The sequence below is a fragment of the Bacillus sp. FSL R9-9410 genome (genome assembly GCF_038050385.1).
GTDB lineage: Bacteria > Bacillota > Bacilli > Bacillales > Bacillaceae_G > Bacillus_A > Bacillus_A cereus_U.
In genome coordinates, this window is sequence record NZ_JBBOTV010000002.1 from 253,224 (window position 1) to 277,065 (window position 23,842).

The following is a 23,842-nucleotide window of genomic DNA, read 5'->3' on the forward strand; positions in this document are numbered from 1 at the left end:
CTTTATTCCCCTTTCGCTTCTAGCTTTTTATAAAGGTCAATAAATTCTGCTGCTAATTCTTTTACTGTAATCGCATTCATTAAATGATCTTGTGCATGAATTAAAAGAACACTAATCTCTGTTTTTTCCCCTCTTGCTTCTGATTGTATGAGCTCTGTTTGGAAATGATGCGCTTCATTAATCGCTTCTTTCGCCTTTACCATCGCTTCATCTGCTTCTGTCATTTTCCCCTGTTTGGCAAATTGAAGTGCCTCCATTGCAAAGCTTCGTGCATTACCACTATTTAAAATCAATTGGAATGGAATTTGTTCTGCTGTAGTCATCATAATTACCGCCCTCTCTATTATGGTTCAACCGATTTAAATACCCCTTCAGTTTGAACATGTCTATTAAATTATTATTTTATTAATGATAGTTTGGTGTTCTTGTAGATGGGTCTCATCTTTTTGAACATGATATAAAGGTGATTGTTCTGACGAGCTATACAACTCGCCAGAACAATACTTTTTAAAGTGATACTGAATTGTCGTTTCCTTTTGCAGCATCTTTTGACGCTTGTACGTACGTACGGTCACACATTAATACGAATGGATAGTAAATTACTACCGCGATTGCAAAGTTTACTAGCTGCAATGCAGCACCAGCGATGCTTCCGCCCGATACAAGATAACCACTAAAAATTGGTGGCATTGTCCACGGAACTAAAGCAACTGTTTTTGGTACCCAGCCTAAGGAAATTGCTGTATAAGAAGTAATAACTAATACAACTGGTGTAAGTACGAATGGAATGATTAAAGCTGGATTTAATACAATTGGTGTACCGAAAATAACTGGCTCGTTAATATTGAAGAAACCAGGACCGATAGATACACGGCCTACACCACGAAGCTGTGCACTTTTCGCAACAAGCATTACTGCTACTAAAAATGCTAATGTCGCACCTGATCCACCGATGTAAACATATACATCAAAGAATGGTTTTGTAAAAATATTCGGTACGTCATATGCAGACATACCATCTTTAAATAAGTTCATATTTTTTTCTAATGCTGGTAAATAGATTGGGTCAATAATACCCCCAATAATATTCGGACCATGTAATCCGAAGAACCATAATACATGAATAAGTAACGCTACAATAATTGCACTTGGTAATGTACCTGCTAAACCTTGTAATGGTACTTGAATTGTTTCAAATACGATTTTATGAATACTTGTACCTGCTAATTTCACTGCTAATTGAATACTTGCTGTTACAATTAAAATAACGAATGCTGGAACTAACGCTGCAAATGACTTCATTACTGCTGGTGGAACACCATCTGGCATTTTAATTGTAATATCCCTTTGAACAAAGAACCTAAATGCCTCTGTGACAAGAAGAGCTACAATGATAGAAACGAATAAACCTTGTGATCCTGTCCAAGCTAAATCAATACCGCCTTCTTTTGGCGTTGTCGGAGATATAATAATTAATGCACCGAATGTAATAATTGCTGCTGACAACGCGTCAATGCCGTAAGATTTCGCTAAATTGTAACTTATCCCAACTGCGGTTATGAGGGCGAGTATAGCGAAGGAACCTGCCCACATACCACCGCCGATATCTTTCCAAACGTCCCCGAATGCACCCTTCATAAATTTTTGGAATGCATCCACTGGCAAGTTATTAATAAGTATTGCAAATGATCCAACTAAAATAAGAGGCATAACTGCGATAAAACCATCACGAATCGCAACTAAATGGCGCTGCGATCCGATTCTTCCTGCGACTGGAACTAAATATTTCTCCATAAATGCAATAAATTTTTGCATTTCGCTTCCCCCCTAATTATTTTTTAAGTGTTAATGCGTGATCTAAAACTGCTTCTCCATTCATCATGCCGTAGTGCATTGGGTTAATAACATCGATTCCAACGCTCTTTTCATCAGCAAGCGTTTTCATTGTAGAAAGCATGTAACGAACTTGCGGTCCTAATAATAGTACGTCTGCTTGATCGATATTGTTTTTTACTGCATCCCCAGATACAGCCCAAATCTTTCCTTCTAGACCGCGAGCCTTTGCAGCCGCTTCCATTTTTGTAACTAGTAAACTTGTAGACATCCCTGCTGAACAACATAATAAAATATTCATTTATAAATCCCCCTTGTGTGGTATAAAAAATTTATGTTTTTTATTTTTCTTTACGCTATTTATTAATGCAATTAGCGTGCCAACTTTTTAAAACGCCTAAAATCAACGTTTTTTCGAGCAATTCATTTGTGTGTTACCGCTTTCAAACAGTGTGTCACCCAAAAAACACACAGTGTGTTATAAAACAACACGCTTTTAACACATAACTGTATGAAAATAGATTAGTGTTTAGTTGTATAGTTGTATTTAAAACAAAAAAACACTAAATTTTTTAAAAGTGTGAAAATATAATAACGGAAAATATAATATTTCGACTCAAATCAAAAACAAATACCTATTCAAGACACTCGTCTAACTATTGTCCAGTCAAACTCTATTAAATTACATAGAATAGAATAAAATAAAGTATTTCGAAAGGGGATTCTAATGCCAAAGCATAGAAAAAAGAATAGAATGAAGATTTATAGAATACAGTTTCAAAATAAATGGTATAAACATGAAGAGGGTTCTGAACTAGATTCAAACACGTATAAACTAGACAAACAGGATACTGAAGATACGCAAGACAAACAGGACAAACCTGATAAACAGGACAAACCTGATAAACACGATAAACAAGATAAGCAGGATAAGCAGGACGAAGATGAAGATGAAGATGAAGATGAAGACGATAAGCAAGTACAATCGGAAAATGTAATAATAGTACCCACAGATTCGCACAGCTTAGATGTATGGGATGAAATTTCGCTAAAAGAAATACAAGCTGGCGAACATACAAGTTTATTTGAAGAAAAAAGCAATTATCAAAACATTAATTTACTCCAAGTAAGCGATATTCGTCTATATTTGGATAAACAGCTACAATTTAGTTCCGTCGATGAGCAAATCTATCATGAGGCACTAGTTCATCCGATTATGTCAAAGGTAATAGATTCAAAGCGTGTTCTCATATTAGGCGGTGGCGATGGTCTTGCTTTAAGAGAGGTTTTAAAATATGAAACGGTTATCCATGTAGACCTCGTCGACTTAGACGAAGAAATGATTACGATGGCTCGTAATGTTCCAGAATTAGTCGCTTTAAACCAACGCGCATTTTTTGATGATCGTGCAAATGTACATGTATGTGACGCAAAAGAATTTCTGAAATCTCCTTCCTCTTTATATGATGTAATTATTATTGATTTTCCGGATCCAGCGACAGAAGTATTAAGCACTTTATATACGAGTGAACTCTTTGCCCTTATAGCTACGTTCCTAACAGAGGATGGCGCATTTGTTTGCCAATCTAATTCACCCGCTGATGCACCTCTTGTATATTGGAGTATTGGTAACACAATTGAACATGCCGGATTAACTGTAAAAAGCTATCATACAATTGTTCCTTCTTTCGGAACTGACTGGGGATTTCATATTGCTGCTAACTCCTCGTTTGTACTCGATCAAATTGAACAATTATACGTAGTACCATCCCCTCGAACATTACCTTCTCTTCTTGCTCCTTTATTTCAATTTAAAGAAGAACATTTAGAACACCGTAACAATGCCGTGTTAAATTCAGAATCTGACCTTACCCTACATCATTGCTATCAACAAGAAATGAAATTTTGATGATATTTTAACAAAGGGGGTACAAGTAGATGGACTATTCTACATTTGGTCGGCATATAATAGTAGATTTATGGGGCGTAGATTTTTCTCTATTAAATGATATTCATTTTTTAGAGCATCATTTAGTTGCCGCTGCGAATCGCTCTGGTGCCCACGTTTTAAATGTAAGTAACAAGGAATTCCACCCATATGGAGTTACGGTATTAATTTTATTATCAGAAAGCCATCTCTCTATTCACACTTATCCTGAAAAGAAATTTGCAGCAATTGATTGTTACACTTGCGGCACGTCTGTTGATCCTCAAAAGGCCATTGATTCTATAATAAGCGTGTTAAAACCAGAACGTATGCATATAAAAAAATTAATTCGTGGTGTAGGAGAATTTGTTACTATCGATTAGTTATCATCCCCATTTCCCCATGAAGAAGGAGGCTTGTTAATATAAAAATACCATCAGTGGAACTTATAACACTCCACTGATGGTAAGCACACATAGTCTATTCATCTTAATTGATGATTTAATTTTGCTATTTTTCGTTTCCAATATAAAGTCATCATAAACCATATAATGAAGCTCCCTTTACACTTTCATTTTTACATACACCTGGAAATAATAAATACAATTATCCATAAGTGGCCCTCTTTCCGTCATAACTGTCTCTTTTAAAAACATAAAAAAACCTTGCATGCGCAAGGTTCATTCAGCTACTGACATCTTCCTATATAATTCTACAAATTCACTCGCCAATTCCTTCACTGTAATTGCGTTCATTAAATGATCTTGCGCATGTACCATCAGCAGGGTAACTTCTGTCTTTTCCCCGCCAGCTTCTTTCTGTATGAGCTCCGTTTGTAAGCGGTGCGCCTCTTGCAATTCATTTAAAGCTTCTTGTAGTTTAGCTTCCGCTCCCTGAAATTCACCGCGCTTTGCGCAATCAATTGCTTCCATTGAACAGCTTCTCGCATTTCCCCCATGCAAAATTAAATGAAAAGCTTTCGTCTCTATCGTATCCATTTTAGTTCTTTACTCCCCCTTTTCTTCCGCTACTTTTTGTTTATCCCATATTTTTAAGAATGGCAAGTAAATAAAGAATGCAAGCGCAAAGTTAACGAGTTGCAAAACAACCCCTGAAATTTTCCCGCCTGATCCTAAATATCCACTAAAAAGAATAGGTGTGGTCCAAGGTACAGCAGCTCCACTCGGACGTGCAACCCATCCCCATTCCATTGCAAAATAAGAAACAACCGTTAACACGACTGGCACCAATATAAATGGAATAAGTAAAAGTGGGTTCATTACAATCGGCATTCCGAAAGTCACCATTTCATTAATATTAAAAATACCAGGTGCAATCGACAATCGTCCTAAACTTTTCAATTGCTGACTTCGCGCAAATAATAACATTCCTACAACTAAAGCAAGTGTTGCACCAGAACCGCCCATATAAATCCATAAATCAAAGAACTGTGCAGTAATTGTATTCGGTACATCTTGCCCAGCCTGAAAAGCAATTCGGTTTTGGTCCATTAACGACAACCAAATCGGGCTCATTACACCGCCCACAATTGCAGCGCCATGAATTCCACACGCCCAAAGTACATGGACAATGATAACTGCAATTACCGCGCCCCAAAGACTGGCACCAAGTGCACTAAGTGGTTCTTGCAGAAGTTTCCCTACAACATTATGAATGCTACCGAAAGTCGTATGTTCAAAAATTAATCTAATGATCCAAATAACCGTCACAACAATAAAACCTGGAATAAGCGCAGCAAATGAACGTGTTACGGCTGGTGGAACTGTCTCTGGCATTTTTATAATCATCTTTTTTTGCACAATAAATCTATAAATTTCAGTAGATATAATTGCAATAATCATCGCCACAAACAAACCTTGGCTTCCCATTAGCGCAGCTGGTATAACCCCATCTACAAGTACACTTTCCTTTGTATTTGGTATCATATACATAACCTGGAACGGTGTTGCAAGCAAAAATGATACAAGTGATAATGCACCAGATGCTAAAGAATCCACTTTATAATACTCACCAAGTCTGTAAGCGATTCCAAAAACAGCTATTAAAGACATTATATTAAATGTTGCGCTAACTGGATACCCTAAAGCTTTTTGCCAACTCTCCCCAAACAATCCTGCCATAAAATCATTATACCCTGGTATGGGTAAAGCACTAATAATTAGAAAGAAAGATCCAATAATCAAGAAAGGCATCGTCAAAATAATTCCATCACGAATCGCTTGCAAATGTCTCTGCTCTGCAACCCTCCCTGCCACTGGCATCACATATTTCTCCAAAAACTTTATCATCTATCCCACTCTCCTCATGGTTTCATTGACAAAGCTGCTTGTAAGATAGCTTCTCCATTACAAAGCCCATAATGGACAGATTGAATGACATCAACAGGTATTCCTTTCTCCTTACATAATTCTTTCATTTTCGGTAATAAATAACGTACTTGCGGTCCAAGTAAAAGTACATCTGCATCATCGATATGATTTCGCACTTCTGAACATGATACAGCCCAAATCTTTCCCTCTATCCCCCTTGCCTGTGCCGCTTTCTCCATTTTTGCAACTATCAAACTGGAAGACATTCCCGCTGCACAGCAAAGTAAAATATTCATCCTGTTTCCCTCCCTCTTTTTCTAAACCTAAGTTATGGTGCATACCTTGCCACCACTAGGTTACAAATATATATGTCTAGATTCCTAACTGTATGCCGAGCTTAAAAACAAAAATTTCTTGGTTTTCACGCTATTCTATCTATCCGTATTTTCCTAGTAAAGAAGTCTCTAACTCGCTATAATGATTCAGTATGATTTTTTATAATCGATAGGAGGGTATATTTATGAAGGCATATCGCTTTCCGCTTATTTTATTATCTTCTATCCTAATTGGTGGTTTCATTGGTTATTTCATGGGTGCCGATGCAGTTGCTTTAAAGCCGCTTGGTGACATTTTCTTAAACTTAATGTTTACGATTGTTGTACCGTTAGTGTTCTTTAGCATCGCGTCATCTATTGCTAATATGGATGGATTAAAACGTTTCGGTAAAATTATGTCTAGTATGGCTGGAACTTTCTTATTTACAAGTATTTTAGCTGCTATTTTTATGATTATTATTGTGAAAGTATTCCCGCCAGCACAAGGTGTTGTATTAGAACTAACACAGCCTGATAAAGCTGAAAAAGCAGTTAGTGTTGCTGATCAAATTGTCGGTATCCTAACAGTATCAGACTTTTCAAAGTTACTATCTCGTGAGAACATGCTAGCTCTTATTTTCTTCTCTATCTTAATGGGGGTTGCAACTTCAGCAGTTGGTGAAAAAGGGAAACCATTCGCTACATTCTTACAAGCTGGTGCAGAAATTTCAATGAAAGTTGTATCTTTCATTATGTACTACGCTCCAATCGGACTAGCTGCCTACTTCGCAGCATTAGTTGGTGAATTCGGACCACAACTTCTTGGAACTTACTTCCGAGCAGCAATGGTATACTATCCGGCTTCTCTTATTTACTTCTTTGTATTCTTTACATTCTATGCGTACCTTGCAGGTCGCAAACAAGGTGTACAAGTATTTTGGAAGAACATGGTCTCTCCTACAGTTACATCACTTGCAACTTGTAGTAGTGCCGCAAGTATTCCAGCGAACTTAGAAGCAACGAAGAAAATGGGTATTTCTTCTGACGTTCGTGAAACAGTTGTCCTTCTTGGATCTACACTTCATAAAGATGGATCTGTTTTAGGCGGGGTATTAAAAATTTCTTTCTTATTCGGTATTTTCAACATGGAATTCGAAGGACCGAAAACATTAGCAATTGCACTTGTTGTTTCTCTATTAGTAGGAACAGTAATGGGTGCTATTCCGGGCGGAGGTATGATTGGTGAAATGTTAATCGTTTCTCTATACGGATTCCCACCAGAAGCATTGCCAATTATCGCCGCAATTAGTACAATCATCGATCCTCCTGCAACAGTGTTAAACGTAACAGGAGATAACGCTTGTGCCGTAATGACAGCTCGTCTTGTAGAAGGTAAAAACTGGATCAAAAATAAATTTGCTTAATATATAGAAAGAGGATGCCCACTTTGAGCATCCTCTTTTTGTTGTTATTTTTCAGTGAATCGATATATTGGAAAAATCGTTGATATATTTGAAGTTGTGATAGATATATTAGCAAAACCGTTAATATAATCCCATCCCGCCACAAATTTGTTATAATCTTCACAAATATTCCACACCTTTCATCCTTTCTCCGTACTATAATCATGTATGGAAAAGGAGATGGACACAATGACACAAAGCGCACCAGAATTTAAAGTTTTGCAAAGCATTGCATTTCTTGCTGTCGTTTTGCAAAGTTCCTTATTATATACAATGAATCAAGGAAATGTCTTACTCGAACAATCCCTCATTATGGGCATGCTATTTAATCTAGCAAAGTTTTCAGCACCTGCATTCATATTTATCGTCGGATTTCATTTAATTCGGCAATATAAGAAGCAACTCGTTTACAAAGAATATATTTATGAAAAAGCCACACATTTACTCATCCCTTATTTCTTCTGGTCTATTCTTTATCTAGTAACAACAAACGATGTCATTACACTAAAAGGCGGAATAAAAAATTTATTACTCGGAACGGCTGCACCTCATCTTTGGTACGTGATTATGATGTTCCAAATTCACTTATTGTTCCCGTTACTATGTACACTATTTTATTGGTTTCAAAAACGAACAGAAAATAAAAAAGACATATATAAATATATGACCATTTTCGCTTGTCTATATTTCTTCTTAATGTGGTACTCTTCTCACTACATTTTTAATGGAGAGAAACTGACTAGTTCAACCATTTTACATTATACAGATCGTTCCTTCTTCTTCTACTCATTCTATTTCGTCATGGGAGGAATAGCTGCTGTAGCATTACAAACTTGGCGTATATTTGTCATGAAACATATTCCGCTTATAACAATCTTATTTTTCATCTTATTTTTATTCATCAATTATGAGTTATTTAGTTTTTACGGCGCCAATTCTATTCATTTAACCGTTTCTACTTATTTAAAACCGTCCATGTTTTTATATATTGTTTGTGAAATTATGATACTGTACGTGTTATCTATTACAATTGTACAGCGACGTGGTTTCTTATATAAAGCTTTACGGTTTATCGGGAATTACACGTACGGCGCCTATTTAGCCCACTTTTTCTTTTTACATATAGGCACAAAATTTCTTTCTCTATTTGCACTACAAGAAAACACAATAGTATATAGTCTATTACTATTTTCAGTAACAGCCGTACTTTCTATATTCACAATGGTCATTTGCAGTACACTACCATTTCATACATGGGTTACAGGGCCTTCCCCTACGACAAGTATGAAATGGGCGAAGATTGCCATTCGAAAAAACCATGAAAAAGTATTTAAACCATATATTTGATATAATAATACACATATAAGAAAAGAAAGCAGGAGACACCTATGATTAATCAAATTGGACAAATTATGTTATATGTAAATAACCAAGATGAATCAGTACAATTTTGGACAGAAACAGTAGGATTCCAAATCGTTGCGGAAGAAAATAACGGACAAGGATTTCGCTGGATTGAAATTGCGCTGGCAAAGGAAGCTGGAACAAGCATTGTCCTTCACGATAAGGCGTTAATTGCGAAGATGCAACCTGAATTAAACTTAAATACCCCTTCACTTATGTTCTTCTCTAATAACTTAGATCAACTGTATAAAGATCTTTCTGAGAAAAACGTTACGGTTGGACAAGTTGTAGATTTACCTACTGGTAGAGCATTCAATTTTGCTGATAATGAAAACAATTACTTTGCGGTAATGGAAAAGAAATAAGCAAAAAGTGCCACCCCTAGGGTGGCACTCTATTTTTTACTCTTCTCCAATTCTATTTCAGCTAAAAGCGGTAATACGTTATCAAAAATATGTGTATTATTATTCTCACCTGTTACATATCCACCATAATATCTACTAAATACATTATCATTTCGGAATGTAGTCATCCGCTCATACAATTCCTTCGCAAACTTTGTATCACCTGTTTGTAGTACGTACAAAATTGTTAATCCGTAAGATGCTGGTGATTCATAGTTCACAGCTTGTTTTCCCGTTTCTAAGTTATAACGTCCGTATAACTTTCCGTCTTCGCGAAATTTCTTCTTTATAAATTCCAAATAAGCATCTGATGAAAGACCGCCTAAACTGCGATGATAAGCAACGTATGATTGATCAATAAGATTCACTTCTTTATCGTACGTAAATGTCCCATCATCTTTATACTCTTTCGGGAATGCCCAGTCGTTTCTCGGATAATCCGCTAAAAACTGAACAACTTCCTGATACTGCTGTGCAGAAATTTTCCCATACTTTTTCATATACGAGAATGCATGCGGATTTATGTAAGATGTTGTTGTGAACTTATTTTGTTTCCCTGCATCTGCATCGTAATAATCAACGTAATAATTACCTTTTTTATTATAACGAAGTACAGAATCACTCAATTGATCTGCAAGGTTTTTATAGCGCTCTTCCTTATACATTTCATAAGCACGATATAATTGTTCAATAATACGAAGATCATCTATAAGTGCATTTGTGGCTGACTGCATTTCTCCCTTTTCAGAGATTTTCCATAAAACGATGTGTTCCTTATGTACAAAATTATTTTGAATGACCTTTACTTGTTCATCAAATAGCGACTGATCATCTTTATCAAGCGTATATTGTAACCATAGTCCTGCCGATTCTGATAAAGCTTCACGGCCCTTCGCTTCACCCGTTCCTGCCTTTGTATCCTCTAAGCGATACGTTGCAAGTGTTCCATTTTCATTTACCATATGCCTTAAAATAAAATGCTCCGTACGGTTTCCTTGTAAAGCCGACCAAAATACAATTCCGCCTAATACGATTAAGAAAACAACTCCAAACCCTATATATAAACGTTTCCGCAAGCTTTTCACCTCCCTATTAAGGCTAACCTTAATTTTAACAGAACATACGCAAATTTAAAAAAGACAATCCATTAGATTGTCTCTCCCACCTTATCCTTCGCAAGCCTCTTTAGAAGGCCTATATAGCGATTCCACAAGTCGATCATATTCACGACGCGTAATTTCTTTATTATACAACTTTAATAATAAATCTCTATGCTCTCTTGAAAATGCCATCTTTTTAATGACTTCAGGATACATAAAACACCCTCTCCATTTCACATAAACTTCTTCATCCCGGAAATAGAACTTACGTTCGCATAAAAGATTATAAAAGATTCAGCCATAAAAAACAAACAAAATATTATTAAATTTTAATTTCTTTCTTTTGGGAATATTTCAACATTATATTACCATACTCATTTTTTAAATACATATATATTTTTGGCAGTTTTTTGAATAAATCTTCCAATTCAATCAGAAAATAATGGCAAAAAAGAAGAGGAGTATACATATGGATACCGTAACATTAGCAAGGGCATTTTTTGGTTCTTCATTAGCATTCCACATTATCTTTGCAACGCTTGGAGTTGGGCTTTCTTTAATGATTTTTATAAGTGAAATACTCTATCACTGGAAGAAAGATTCCGACTATGCCATTATGGCAAAAAGATGGACAAAGGCTTTCGCTATCCTTCTCGGTGTAGCAATTCCAACTGGAACAATTGTTGGTGTACAAATTTCACTTCTTTGGCCTGGTTTCGCCAAAATTGTTGGTCAAGTTATTTCCGTTCCGTTTCAAATTGAGATTTTCGCCTTCTTTTTAGAGGCTTTATTCATGTCTATTTATGTATATGCAGCTGATAAACTACCTCCAGTTATGAGATTAGTCTCGCTATTTTTCGTTATGCTTGGTGCCACTGCATCCGCCGTGCTTATTACATCAGCAAATACATGGATGAATACACCTGCGGGCTTTTCAATGGGGCCAGATGGCTCAGTTTTTAACGTTGATCCGTGGAAAGCTTTCTTTAATCCGAGCTTTGGCACAAGTGCATTCCATGTCGTTATTACAGCCTATACAACTGGAGCAGCTGTTATCGCTTCTATCGCTGGATTTAAATTATTAAAGAAAAATTTAAGTAAGCGTGAAATTGCTTACCATAAAAAAGGATTACTGTTAGGGCTTGTCGTTACATTTATCACAGGTGCTACGCTGTGGCTTTCAGGACACGAATCTGCTATTGCCTTACATAAACATTCACCTGAAAAACTAGCATCTGCTGAAGCTTTGTTTGAAACGACATCACACGCTCCGTTATCGCTTGGCGGGGTTGTGGATCCTAACACACTTGAACTAAACTATGCCCTTGAAATTCCGAACATGCTTAGCTTACTAGTGGGACTAGACCCTAGCACCGTTGTAAAAGGTCTAAAGGAATTCCCGCAAGAAACGTGGCCACCATTTTACACACATACACTGTTCAACTTAATGGTCGGTACTGCTGCCTTTACCTTTGCAGTTGCAGCTATTGCCCTCTTATATTGGCACTTTGTTTACCGAAAAAAAGGAGTAGAGTTACCGAAATGGCTTCTTTGGGGAGCTGCCGCATGTGGACCCGTTATGTTGCTCGGTATTGAATTCGGATGGATTTTTAGTTGTAGTGGTCGTCAGCCATGGACAATTTATGGCATGCAACGCACGGTCGATGCTTCTACACGCGCTGATTTCGTCGGTCCTTTATTTGTTTTATTCATCATTTTATATATTGGACTCGGTATTTTAACAGTCTTTGTACTACGGACATTCTTTAAGAAACATCCGTTAAAGAATGATTTACATCACGAAGGAGGCGATTCTCGTGCATGAGGAAAGCATTGCAATCATCATCTTATGGGCTCTTATTTTCGTATATAGCATACTAGGGTCTATTGATTTTGGAGCTGGTTTTTGGGGCATGATATACGCTAAACACCCGACGCTTGCTGCCAAGCTTGCTAATCGGTACTTATCACCAACTTGGGAAGTAACAAATACGTTTCTTGTCTTTGTCGTTGTCGCTTTTCTCGGTTTCTTTCCAAAAGCAGCCTTTACCCTGGCAACAGTTATGTTTGTACCAGTTATGTTAATTTTAGTACTCGTTGCGATTCGCAGTACATTTATGGTATTCGCTTACTCCCTGCCAAAGTACCAACACCTTCTTCGTATTATTTCAGGTATTACGGGGCTCTTAATCCCAGCTCTATTAATTACCGTGCTGCCCGTTACAGAAGGTGCTTATATTACGATGTCTGAAGGAAAAGAAGTGCTCCTTTACGGAAAACTTCTTTCTAGTCCCGTTATTTATTGTTATATGCTCTTTGGACTAACTTCGGAACTATTTCTATCCTCTCTCTTTCTTGCTGATTTTGCTAGGGAACAAGGTTCTGAAGATACGTACCGAATTTATAGGAGAAATGCCATCATACTTGGTCCCGCAACGCTCGTGACTGCTATTATCGCTCTCGTTGTAATGGACCCTGAAACACACTGGCTTATGCAAGGACTAATAAAGCAATTCCCATGGTTTACAGTCTCTATCATTTTATTTGTTATCGGATATTCCTCCCTTTGGTGGACAAATAAGAAGTATGGCACACTAGGCTTTCCTCGCATTGCAGTTTTAGCTGTCGTCGCTCAATATGCATTTGCAAGCTACGCTTACGGCGTCGCCCATTTACCGTATATCATTTACCCGGACGTAACTGTATTTACAAGCTTTACGACGGTCGAAACATTCTATGCACTTCTTATTCTTTACGCAATCGGGATTGCAATTTTACTACCCGGATTCATTTTCTTCTGGAATCTATTCTTGAAGGATCGAACTTTTTTGAAGGAAAAATAATATAGTCGGGGGAGTCTGTTCCAAAAGGCATTTGTGGATGGACTCCTTTTTTCATGTTTTGTCGATAAGTCGATATATTTTAAAAATCGCTGATATATTTTGACTTGCGCCGATATATTTCAATAATCGCTGATATAAATTAAACTTACTATCTTACTATCCAAAAAATTTATAGACTCCTCTCACAATAGTTATTACACTACCACTGATACTTGTCCTATAGCTCAAAGAACACATATTCACTCTATTCCATTATATGCCTAGTTCTTCTTATTTCCTGCTGAATATACTAGCAATATAAACTTGAGACAAGCTACATTTGTTCAAGGGAAAATAGAAAGGTAGGTTAAATATGAGCATTGAAATATGGATTACTATTATTGTATTCTTCTTAACAATGATTGTTGTCTTTTGGCGACCCCGTGGCTTAAATGAGGCATGGCCGGCAGCAGTCGGCGCTGGCATTATCCTCATTACTGGACTTGTATCAAAACCAGACGTCATAGACATTATAAGTAAAATCGGCGGTGCCTCTATAACGATATTAGCGACCATCGTTATGGCGGTTATATTAGAAAGCTTCGGCTTCTTCCACTGGTCCGCAGCAAAACTTGCAAATTTAGCAAAGGGCTCCGGTCGCCGTTTATACTGGTATATTCAATTATTATGTTTTCTTATGACTCTTTTATTCAATAACGACGGTAGTATTTTAATTACAACACCGATTTTGATTTTACTTCTGAAAAACCTTCAATTAAAACCTCATCAACAAATCCCTTATTTATTAAGCGGTGCTTTAATCGCAACGGCATCTAGTGCACCAATCGGTGTAAGTAATATCGTAAACTTAATCGCATTAAATATTGTTAATATGACTCTTTATATGCATACAGCTATGATGTTTGTACCTGCAACACTAGGACTACTGTTTATGTCATGGCTCATGTATACAGTTTTAAAGAAAAAACTTCCAGAAAGATTACCTGTTTCTTCATATGATATTGAAGAGATTTTTTTCACGAAAAACTTCCATCCGTTAAAAGGAAAAAATTCTGTTGATACAAAACAAAAACGTACAAAATTCATGTTAAAAGTATTAGGCTTCGTCTTCCTTATGCGCTGTCTTCTATTCGTTGCATCCTTCTTATCGATTCCAATCGAAATTGTTGCTGTACTCGGTTCACTCGTTCTTCTCATCTGGAGATGGTACTACTTACGAACAAACCCAGTCGATATTTTGAAAAAGACACCGTGGCACATTTTAATTTTCGCTTTCTCTATGTATGTAATTATTTACGGGCTTCATAACGCAGGATTAACAGCAGCACTTGTAAGTTGGCTCGAACCAGTTGTAAGTCAGCATCTACTCTATGCCAGCTTTGCAATGGGCGGACTCGTTTCCCTCCTCTCTAACGTCTTCAATAACCACCCTGCACTTATGATTGGTACAATCACATTAACAGAAATGGGACTAGATCCAGTCACATTAAAAACTATCTATCTCGCAAATATCATTGGTAGTGACATCGGTTCACTATTGTTACCAATTGGTACGCTAGCTTCCCTCATTTGGATGTATATACTAAGACAAAACAAAATTAAAGTGAAATGGAAGGATTATTTAAGCGTATCTCTCATCGTAATCCCACTCACAACAGTCGTCACATTATTCCTCTTATACTACTGGGTACAATTATTCTTCTCCTTATAGACAACAGAAGCCCCCTTTGCTACCGTCTTAGCAAAGGGGGCTTCTTCTATATTTAAGTTAGGTACATTGTGATCAATCAAGTAAAGAGGTGTAACGTATTATTGATATAAGCGACTACCAGTTTCTTTAAATTCTACCGCTTTCTCTTTCATTCCTTTTTCAATTGCTTCTGTCGTTTCTAAATCATTTTCTTTCGCATATTCACGAATATCATGCGAAATTCTCATACTACAAAACTTCGGGCCACACATTGAACAGAAATGAGCTGTTTTCGCCCCTTCTGCTGGCAACGTTTCATCATGATACTCCATCGCACGTTCAGGATCTAAAGATAAATTAAATTGATCGCGCCAGCGGAATTCAAATCGTGCTTTCGAAAGTGCATCATCACGCTGATGAGCCGTTTTATGCCCTTTCGCAAGGTCAGCTGCATGCGCAGCGATTTTGTACGTAATAACCCCTTCGCGAACATCATCTTTGTTCGGTAAACCTAAGTGTTCTTTCGGAGTTACATAACAAAGCATCGCCGTTCCAAACCAGCCAATCATCGCAGCACCAATCGCTGATGTGATATGGTCATAACCTGGTGCAATATCTGTCGTTAACGGCCCAAGTGTATAGAACGGCGCACCCTGACAAATATCAAGTTCTTTCTCCATGTTTTCTTTAATTAAATGCATCGGTACATGCCCAGGTCCTTCAATCATAACTTGCACATCATGTTTCCAAGCGATTTTTGTTAATTCACCAAGTGTTTCAAGCTCAGAAAACTGTGCTTCGTCATTTGCATCTGCAATAGAACCTGGACGTAATCCATCTCCAAGAGAGAACGAAACATCGTACTGCTTCATAATTTCACAAATCTCTTCAAAATGAGTATATAGGAAGTTTTCTTTATGATGGAATAAACACCACTGCGCCATAATCGAACCACCGCGCGAAACAATACCTGTCATACGCTTTGCAGTAATTGGAATGTAACGAAGTAATACACCAGCGTGAATCGTGAAGTAATCAACGCCTTGCTCCGCCTGCTCAATTAACGTATCACGGTATACTTCCCACGTTAAATCCTCTGCAATTCCGTTTACTTTTTCAAGCGCTTGATAAATTGGCACAGTTCCAACTGGTACCGGAGCATTACGAATAATCCACTCACGCGTTGTATGAATGTTTTTACCTGTAGATAAATCCATAATCGTATCTGCACCCCAGCGAGTCGCCCACGTCATCTTCTCTACTTCTTCTGCAATAGAAGACGATACAGCAGAGTTTCCGATATTTGCATTTACCTTTACGTGAAAATTACGTCCAATTATCATCGGTTCCGCTTCAGGATGGTTAATGTTCGCCGGCAAAATCGCACGACCTTCTGCAATCTCCTTACGAACAAATTCAGGCTCTACCCCTTCACGAATCGCAACATATTCCATCTCAGACGTAATAATGCCATTACGCGCATAATGCATCTGCGAAACATTTGCACCTTGCTTCGCTCTAAGCGGCTTACGATTCATTTGCGGGAAAACAGGTGTATGTTTTGAAACCACTTTCACACCGTCATCCTCTGGTCTTACTTCGCGCCCTTCGTATCCCTCTACATCACCACGCCCCAGGGTCCAAGAGTGGCGCGGCGTTGGAATCCCCTTTTCCAGCTCCACTTTATACTCTGGATCTGTATAAGGTCCACTCGTATCATATACACGGATTGGCGGATTTTGAACACCGTTCGTATCGCTTTGTTCAATCTCGCGCATCGGCACTTTCATACCTTCACGTGGCCCATCCACATACACTTTCTTACTTCCTGGTAAACTCGATTTCAATTCAATTTGCTCTGCAGAAACAGACTGTTTCATAACCTTTATTGCCCCCCTGTTCGTGACAAGGACGAGATATGGCCAGCGTATGCCAAAATAAAAAGAGCCAGGTCCATAAAAAAATAAGGACCTGGCTCATAAAGACATAATTATGTAAAGCCGTTAACTTCCCTACGCTGGTACGAGCCAGATCAGGTCCAAAGGGTTAAGAAGTTCAAACGCTTCTCTCTCAGCCTACGCATACGTTAGGCACCCCTAGTTTATCACTGATTTAATTTTCAATACTTTCCCATCATACCCTATAATCTGAAAAATGCAAAGGTTATTTCTTTTTTGTTTACGGAATCATCCAAGTTAAATAATAAGCCTGCACATACGTCATAATCCCAATAATAGTAACGAAGAATAAACTATGCTTCAATGTAAAACGGAACAAATCTGACTCTTTCCCAGCAAGCCCAACTGCCGCACAAGCAATCGCAATTGATTGCGGAGAAATCATTTTACCTGTTACACCGCCCGTTGTATTTGCTGCAACGAGAAGCACTTCAGATACACCGACTTGCTGCGCTGTAATTGCTTGTAAATTCGAAAACAGTGCGTTCGCTGACGTATCTGATCCTGTTAAGAATACCCCAATCCAGCCTAAGAATGGTGAGAAGAACGGGAATAGTCCGCCAGTTCCTGCAAGTGCTAACGCTAATGTAGAAGATAAACCAGAATAGTTTGCGATAAATGCGAATCCTAATACGAATCCAATAGATAGAATTGGCATTTTTAGTTCGTTTAACGTTTCTTTAAATGTTGCTACTGCATCTTTTGCACTCATTTTCAAAATAAAGATAGAAATGATACAAGCAATTAAAATTGCTGTTCCAGTCGCTGATAAAACATCTAATTTCAAGATTGCTTCATAAGGTGTTGGTTTATTTACAATTGGCTCTGCTTTCATTACTAAATTGTGCAAGCCTGGAACTTCAAATTTAAATACGAGACTTTCTAAAGCACCACCTGGAGCGAATAATGCTTTAAAGAAACTTTGGCTCCAAATGACCACCATCACAGTTAAAATAATGAACGGAGACCATGCTTTTACTACTTTTCCTACTGTTAGTTTCGGCATAGATGTCGCCGTCGTTGCTGCTACTTCACTATTTGCTTCTTTAGACTGATAAATTTCTTTCGGCTGCCAAACTTTTAAGAATAGCGATAAACTTACTAAACTTACAAGTGCTGACGTAATATCAGGAAGTTCTGGCCCTAAAAACGTAGCTGTAATAAACTGTGTAATTGCAAATGAACTACCCGCTACAAATAAAGCAGGCCACGTTTGTCTTACTCCTTTAAAACCATCCATTAAAAATACGATAAAGAACGGAACAAATAAAGATAAGAACGGTAATTGATGCCCAGCCATTTGTCCAATTTTATGTGGATCAATGCCTGTTACTTGTCCAGCAACTGTAATCGGAATCCCCATCGCTCCGAACGCTACTGGTGCAGTATTTGCGATTAAACAAAGACCTGCTGCATATAAAGGATTTAGCCCAAGACCTGCAAGAAGCGCTGCCGTAATCGCTACTGGTGCACCAAACCCTGCTGCCCCTTCCAAAAATGCTCCAAATGAAAATCCGATTAAAATAACGAGTAAACGATGGTCATTCGTAATGGATAATACAGATGCACGAATGACATCAAATTGACCTGTTTTCACAGAAATTTTATATAAAAATACTGACATAATGATAATCCACGCAATTGGCCATAATCCGTATAAGAAACCGTATCCGGTCGCTGCCATTGCCATTGTGAATGGCATTTTATACGCAAATAACGCCACCAAAATCGTTAATACAACTGTAATAAATCCTGCCACATACCCCTTCATGCGGAAAACTGCTAAAGCTAAGAAAAAAAAGATGATTGGAATAAGTGCAACTGCTGCCGAAATCCAAATGTTACCGAACGGATCGTAAACTTGTGTCCATGTGTTCATTGTTCTCTCCCCCTAAAGAATCCCCTTTTAAATAGATATAACCTTATCAATAGACTATCAGGTCATCATACCTTTAAGTCCAAAAAATATAAACGCTCACGAAAACGTTTTCATTAATTTTATCACATCAATTTTCATTTAAAAAGATTTTTTTGAAAATTTTATCATTTAAACGGAAAATCTTACAAAAACGTCACGTTCTTGTAATGTTAATCGATAGGAAGCTTACCAAATTTACTGCATACTAAAGGTATAACAACGGACATTACTTATGAGGTGATATATATGAACGGAAACAAAATATTAGCAGCTTTATCATACTTTAGTGTATTATTTGCGCCTATCTTATTCCCTATTATCGTGTGGATTGTGGGCGATTCTGAAACGAAACCACATGCAAAACGTGCTCTATGGACACATATCATTCCAAGCATCGCTTCATTTATTGGATTAGTTATTTTAGGAATTATGGGCATCGGATCTGATCAACCTGACGTAACACTTGGAATTGGAGCAATCATCGTCTTATGCATTTGCGGAATCATTAGCTTATACTACTTTATTTGGAATATCGTGAAAGGGATTAAGGTACTGAAAGCTTAGTTTTAAACAAACGTTTGATTAAAACTAAACTGTCGCATGATCGCAAATGAAATTTTATCGACGATTCGACAAGGAATATCGACTTAACTACAAAATACGACAAGAGTAACCTACCTATTAATAAGAAAAAAACGTCCCAAAATACCTTTTGGGACGTTTTTTTATCTTCTGCGTTTCTTCTTTTTTCTCATCATTTTCTTTCGGCGCGTATTCGCTTTATCCGCTATAATGTGGAGCGTACTCGCCACAACAATCCCCATTACAAACGTTACAATTTCAACCTCGTGTTCCTTCGCAATTTCTATTAAATTTCCGTCGAACGCTATTATATTTAATAGGAATAAAAACGGAGAAAACACGATTAACATGTATGCAATACGAATAATATCACCAATTATAATCGTATGTGTGAAGAAGGAACGATGGGGCATTACGCTCCGATATGGATACCAAAAAATGCGCAGGAATCCCCATTTATTATACGCATTACTGTACGTATCCAAATCCGGTGTTAAAAATGCAGTACCTACTAAAAAGCCAATTGCAAAAGTTAATAAAAAATCAAAATTTGTTAATCCATACGAAAAGAGCATAAACAAAACAACCGGAAGGGATATTAAGTTTATTTTCGTATGCGTTCTTCCTGATGGCATAATGCACTTCCTCGCTTACGTTCGCCCTGTCATCCGACAGGTCTCACCTATTGATCTAATTTTTGATCGATAAATGATGTGTCTATATCCGAACCAAACCATTCTGCCAACTTCATTCGTGCCTTATCTTTCACTTCTTCATTTACGTATATCGATGCTTGTAATAATGCGGCCATTAACGCACCTAAATCATCCGTATAACCAACTCCAGCAACGAAATCTGGGATTGCATCAATCGGTGCAATGAAATAAGCAAGTGCTCCGATTACAATAATTTTCACTCGTTTTGGAACATCCGGTCTTTGCAAAACGTAAAACAACAATAAACTCGCATAGATTACCGACTGCCCTGCCTGCTTCGCAACATGTTTTATTTTCTTCCAAAACGCTTCAGCTGAAAATTTTTGTTTCATTCAAAAGCCTCCCTATTTTTCAAAAGAAATAAGCTACAATATGTTATGTTATCAGTAAAAGTTCATCAAAATTACACATAATCTATCAATGAAATTTCATTGTAACAAACAAAACCAAAAAGAACAAGTGTTCGTTAATTTTTTCGTATTTTCCTTCATATAATAGTTTTCTAGACAACCACTTAAAGACTTCTATTCCATATTTCTCAACCAAAAAACTTTCAATTCTGCTTAACATTCTTTTCTATTTTTGTTATATTTTCTAGTTGACGAGCCTATAAACGAATGTTAAAGTTTTCTCTGGTAGTGACAAATCACATACAAAAAATGTAAAATGTTATAGTGTTTCTCAGAAATGAATTTTGTTGTATAATACAGAAATGACGTTATGCTTATGAGCAGCACAAGAAACCAAAAAAAGGGTATGCATAGTTAAAGTCGTATATGGGTGAATATAGAAACTCTAATTATGGCCAAGAAAACTATGTATTTTTTATTTTAACATTTTTCGCTCCAAAATCGACCAAGCCTGATAGAGAAAGGGTGGAAATGAATGAACGAAACCATGAAATCACAATTTCAAAATGTGCGTTTCACTTTATTCGTAGCTTTGGCCGTATGGCTAAAAACCTACATCATTACACGCACTAGCTTCGATTTAAAACTTGAATCTTTCATGCAAGAATTCATTTTATTCATTAGTCCATTAGCAGCATCATTACTGTTTGTGGGTCTTGCATTATTTGCAAAAGGGAAAAAACGTAACTATATAGCACTAGGAATTAACTTTATCTTAACGTTCATTCTTGTTGGTAACGTAATGTTCTACGGATTCTACAATGACTTCGTTACTTTACCAGTACTAGGACAAACGGCTAATTTCGGAAGTTTAGGTTCTAGTGTGAAAGAATTATTTAACTACAAAATCATCCTTGCATTTGCGGATATTATCGTATTCTTCGTTCTATTGAAGAAGAAGAAAGTGTTTGCACCGACAGAACGTGTAGCACGCCCGATGCGTTCCCTATACTTCGTGTCAACGGTTGCTATTTTCTGCGTAAACCTAGGATTTGCAGAAGCTGAGCGTCCAGAACTATTAACACGCTCATTCGACCGCGTTATGCTTGTTAAAAACCTAGGATTATATGTACACCAAGCATACGATCTTGGCTTACAAGCAAAATCAAGTTCACAAAAAGCGTTTGCTGATAGTAGTAAATTGCAAGAAGCAGAAAACTATGTGAAAACAACACAAAGTAAACCAGATCCAAATATGTTTGGTACTGCCAAAGGGAAAAACGTAATTGTTGTCTCTCTTGAATCATTACAAACATTCTTAATTGGTGCGCAAGTTAACGGACAAGAAGTTACACCATTCTTAAACCAATTTGCGAAAGAAAGTTATTACTTCGATAACTTCTTCCATCAAACTGGGCAAGGTAAAACATCTGATGCTGAATTCTTAGTAGATACTTCACTATATCCACTAGACCGTGGTGCTGTATTCTTCACACACGGTAACAACGAATACACAGCAACTCCAGAAATTTTGCGTCAGCAAGGGTATCACACATCAGTATTCCACGCAAACAACGCAACATTCTGGAACCGTAATATTATGTATCCGGCACTTGGTTATGATCGTTACTACAACGAACTTGACTACAAGATTACGCCAGAAACAAAACTAAACTGGGGACTAAAAGATATCGAATACTTCGATCAGTCTATCGATATGTTAAAACAAGTGAAGCAACCGTTCTATACTCGCTTCCTTACTTTAACAAACCATTACCCATTCACTTATGATGACAGTACGAAATTAATCGACGAGTACAATTCTGGTGATGGAGTATTTGATCGTTACATGGTAACTGCTCGTTATTTAGACGAAGCAATGAAACACTTTATTGAGCGTCTAAAAGCAGAAGGTATTTACGACAACTCTGTTATCGTATTCTACGGTGACCATTATGGTATTTCTGAAAACCATAACCGTGCAATGGCACAGTTCTTAGGAAAAGAAGAAATTACTACATTTGACCATATGAACTTACAAAAAACACCGATGTTTATTCACGTTCCAGGTCAAAAAGAAGGTAAAACAATTTCAAAACCAACTGGTGAAATTGACATTAAACCAACAATTCTAAACCTACTTGGTGTAGATTCTACGAATCAAATTCAATTCGGTCATGACGTATTCTCACCAGACAATAAAGGATTCGTTGTTCTTCGTGACGGTAGCTTCATTACAGATAAGTACATGTACACAAACAGTACATTCTACGACCGTAACACAGGTGAAGTTGTACAATTACCGAAAGAAGAAGCTCAACCACTTATTGATCGTGCACAAAATGAACTACACATGTCAGACAAAATCATTGAAGGCGACTTACTTCGCTTCTCTGAAAGCAATAAAATAAAAACTGGTGAAGTAAAAACAGCTATTAAAGAAGAAAAAAAGAGCGCTGAGTAATCTCAGCCTCTTTTTTTATTTTCCTCTCTACAAATTCTTCTATACATTAACTTTAAAATTACATAACCTTCATCTAATATTTACACCACATTAACGAAACATCTTTATAATAAAATATGTAAACAAGGTTCCACATATTTCTTATCTCTCATCTTCAATAAGATCCCTTAGAGAAATATGCGCATCATTTGTTTTCAACTTTCTTATAATTGTCTTTCCAAGTGTTTTGTTTGCATAAATGAAACCTTTAAAGACGATGTCCCTATGAAAGATAGCTACCCTCCTTTTGCAGCATTCCATAAGAATGTTGCTTTTTTTTTTTCAAAAAGCAGGATTCTTATTTCTCATTTTCGAATTTGTATATACAAAATGCTATAAAGTGAAACTTTAATCAGTGAGGAGTTTGTTCATCCCCCACTGATTATTAGCCTTCACCAATCGGGCGTTTACGGGCAGTTAATGCGGGATAAATCACCACTACTTCTCTATGATCTACAAATACATATACGTCATATGCAGAGAATTACTTACATAAAAATAACTAGA

At 37.1% G+C, this 23,842-nt stretch carries 22 protein-coding genes and 1 riboswitch; of the genes, 10 read left to right on the plus strand and 12 right to left on the minus strand.

Annotated features, from left to right (window positions below; translation table 11 throughout):
* Positions 1–2: 2 nt before the first annotated feature.
* From MKX77_RS25275 to MKX77_RS25285, 3 genes are all read right to left on the minus strand, one after another.
* A complete protein-coding gene (locus MKX77_RS25275) occupies positions 3–326 on the minus strand; it encodes a PTS lactose/cellobiose transporter subunit IIA (RefSeq protein ID WP_213744680.1) in 324 nt (107 codons plus the stop codon).
* Positions 327–507: 181 nt separating this feature from the next.
* Entirely contained in the window at positions 508–1,815 is a 1,308-nt protein-coding gene (celB, locus tag MKX77_RS25280) for a PTS cellobiose transporter subunit IIC (RefSeq protein ID WP_215554738.1), read from the minus strand.
* A gap of 16 nt (positions 1,816–1,831) precedes the next feature.
* Positions 1,832–2,134 carry a PTS sugar transporter subunit IIB gene (locus tag MKX77_RS25285; protein WP_215554739.1) on the minus strand — a complete coding sequence of 101 codons (303 nt, stop codon included), beginning with the start codon at positions 2,132–2,134 and terminating at the stop codon, positions 1,832–1,834.
* Positions 2,135–2,560: 426 nt separating this feature from the next.
* On the opposite strand from MKX77_RS25285, the gene MKX77_RS25290 reads away from it, so the two are divergent.
* Both MKX77_RS25290 and speD read left to right on the plus strand, forming a co-directional pair.
* Complete coding sequence (locus MKX77_RS25290) at positions 2,561–3,742, plus strand: polyamine aminopropyltransferase (protein WP_341308104.1); 1,182 nt, start codon at positions 2,561–2,563, stop codon at positions 3,740–3,742.
* Positions 3,743–3,771: 29 nt separating this feature from the next.
* Positions 3,772–4,143: an adenosylmethionine decarboxylase gene (gene speD / locus MKX77_RS25295; RefSeq protein WP_341308105.1), complete on the plus strand. Its 372-nt coding sequence runs from the start codon at positions 3,772–3,774 to the stop codon at positions 4,141–4,143.
* A 297-nt stretch (positions 4,144–4,440) separates the two neighbouring features.
* Here the strand turns inward: speD and MKX77_RS25300 are convergent, their stop codons facing one another.
* The 3 genes from MKX77_RS25300 to MKX77_RS25310 are packed head-to-tail and all read right to left on the minus strand — an operon-like array spanning position 4,441 to position 6,386.
* On the minus strand, positions 4,441–4,758 hold the full coding sequence (locus MKX77_RS25300; RefSeq protein ID WP_341308106.1) for a PTS lactose/cellobiose transporter subunit IIA: 318 nt from the start codon (positions 4,756–4,758) through the stop codon (positions 4,441–4,443).
* A gap of 9 nt (positions 4,759–4,767) precedes the next feature.
* Positions 4,768–6,069, minus strand: a complete 1,302-nt coding sequence (gene celB / locus MKX77_RS25305; RefSeq protein WP_215554742.1) for a PTS cellobiose transporter subunit IIC — start codon at positions 6,067–6,069, stop codon at positions 4,768–4,770.
* Positions 6,070–6,083: 14 nt separating this feature from the next.
* Positions 6,084–6,386 (minus strand): PTS sugar transporter subunit IIB, encoded by a 303-nt coding sequence (locus tag MKX77_RS25310; protein WP_341308107.1) that lies wholly within the window; start codon positions 6,384–6,386, stop codon positions 6,084–6,086.
* Positions 6,387–6,610: 224 nt separating this feature from the next.
* Here MKX77_RS25310 and MKX77_RS25315 point away from each other — a divergent pair, with 224 nt between their 5' ends.
* From MKX77_RS25315 to MKX77_RS25325, 3 genes are all read left to right on the plus strand, one after another.
* Positions 6,611–7,828: a dicarboxylate/amino acid:cation symporter gene (locus MKX77_RS25315; protein ID WP_002112907.1), complete on the plus strand. Its 1,218-nt coding sequence runs from the start codon at positions 6,611–6,613 to the stop codon at positions 7,826–7,828.
* Positions 7,829–8,056: 228 nt separating this feature from the next.
* Entirely contained in the window at positions 8,057–9,214 is a 1,158-nt protein-coding gene (locus MKX77_RS25320) for an acyltransferase (RefSeq protein ID WP_341308108.1), read from the plus strand.
* Positions 9,215–9,255: 41 nt separating this feature from the next.
* The gene (locus MKX77_RS25325) at positions 9,256–9,636 is read left to right on the plus strand and encodes a VOC family protein (protein ID WP_002159850.1); all 381 of its coding nucleotides are present in this window, start codon (positions 9,256–9,258) and stop codon (positions 9,634–9,636) included.
* Between the two features lie 29 nt (positions 9,637–9,665).
* On the opposite strand, the gene MKX77_RS25330 is transcribed toward MKX77_RS25325, so the two are convergent.
* Both MKX77_RS25330 and MKX77_RS25335 read right to left on the minus strand, forming a co-directional pair.
* Complete coding sequence (locus tag MKX77_RS25330) at positions 9,666–10,751, minus strand: transcriptional regulator (protein ID WP_341308109.1); 1,086 nt, start codon at positions 10,749–10,751, stop codon at positions 9,666–9,668.
* Positions 10,752–10,841: 90 nt separating this feature from the next.
* Entirely contained in the window at positions 10,842–10,991 is a 150-nt protein-coding gene (locus tag MKX77_RS25335; RefSeq protein WP_002016173.1) for a hypothetical protein, read from the minus strand.
* 253 nt (positions 10,992–11,244) lie between these two features.
* Between MKX77_RS25335 and cydA the strand changes: the two genes are divergently transcribed.
* The 3 genes from cydA (at position 11,245) to MKX77_RS25350 (ending at position 15,329) form a co-directional block, all read left to right on the plus strand.
* On the plus strand, positions 11,245–12,600 hold the full coding sequence (gene cydA / locus MKX77_RS25340) for a cytochrome ubiquinol oxidase subunit I (protein WP_341308110.1): 1,356 nt from the start codon (positions 11,245–11,247) through the stop codon (positions 12,598–12,600).
* Positions 12,593–13,618, plus strand: coding sequence for a cytochrome d ubiquinol oxidase subunit II (locus MKX77_RS25345; protein WP_002198832.1), 1,026 nt, complete (start codon positions 12,593–12,595; stop codon positions 13,616–13,618). The genes cydA and MKX77_RS25345 overlap by 8 nt, the downstream gene beginning before the upstream one ends.
* A 352-nt stretch (positions 13,619–13,970) precedes the next feature.
* A complete protein-coding gene (locus tag MKX77_RS25350; RefSeq protein WP_341308111.1) occupies positions 13,971–15,329 on the plus strand; it encodes an arsenic transporter in 1,359 nt (452 codons plus the stop codon).
* 98 nt (positions 15,330–15,427) lie between these two features.
* On the opposite strand, the gene thiC is transcribed toward MKX77_RS25350, so the two are convergent.
* Positions 15,428–17,188: a phosphomethylpyrimidine synthase ThiC gene (gene thiC, locus MKX77_RS25355; protein ID WP_341308112.1), complete on the minus strand. Its 1,761-nt coding sequence runs from the start codon at positions 17,186–17,188 to the stop codon at positions 15,428–15,430.
* Between the two features lie 112 nt (positions 17,189–17,300).
* A riboswitch (TPP riboswitch) is annotated at positions 17,301–17,416 on the minus strand.
* 70 nt (positions 17,417–17,486) lie between these two features.
* Positions 17,487–19,145: an L-lactate permease gene (gene lldP, locus MKX77_RS25360; protein ID WP_002198829.1), complete on the minus strand. Its 1,659-nt coding sequence runs from the start codon at positions 19,143–19,145 to the stop codon at positions 17,487–17,489.
* Between the two features lie 285 nt (positions 19,146–19,430).
* Between lldP and MKX77_RS25365 the strand changes: the two genes are divergently transcribed.
* Positions 19,431–19,748, plus strand: a complete 318-nt coding sequence (locus MKX77_RS25365; RefSeq protein ID WP_002159844.1) for a DUF4870 domain-containing protein — start codon at positions 19,431–19,433, stop codon at positions 19,746–19,748.
* 161 nt (positions 19,749–19,909) lie between these two features.
* Here the strand turns inward: MKX77_RS25365 and MKX77_RS25370 are convergent, their stop codons facing one another.
* Both MKX77_RS25370 and MKX77_RS25375 read right to left on the minus strand, forming a co-directional pair.
* Entirely contained in the window at positions 19,910–20,401 is a 492-nt protein-coding gene (locus MKX77_RS25370; RefSeq protein ID WP_002112933.1) for a metal-binding protein, read from the minus strand.
* Between the two features lie 47 nt (positions 20,402–20,448).
* Positions 20,449–20,814 carry a YkvA family protein gene (locus tag MKX77_RS25375; protein ID WP_341308113.1) on the minus strand — a complete coding sequence of 122 codons (366 nt, stop codon included), beginning with the start codon at positions 20,812–20,814 and terminating at the stop codon, positions 20,449–20,451.
* Between the two features lie 553 nt (positions 20,815–21,367).
* On the opposite strand from MKX77_RS25375, the gene MKX77_RS25380 reads away from it, so the two are divergent.
* Positions 21,368–23,296, plus strand: coding sequence for an LTA synthase family protein (locus MKX77_RS25380; protein ID WP_341308114.1), 1,929 nt, complete (start codon positions 21,368–21,370; stop codon positions 23,294–23,296).
* Positions 23,297–23,842: the final 546 nt, after the last annotated feature.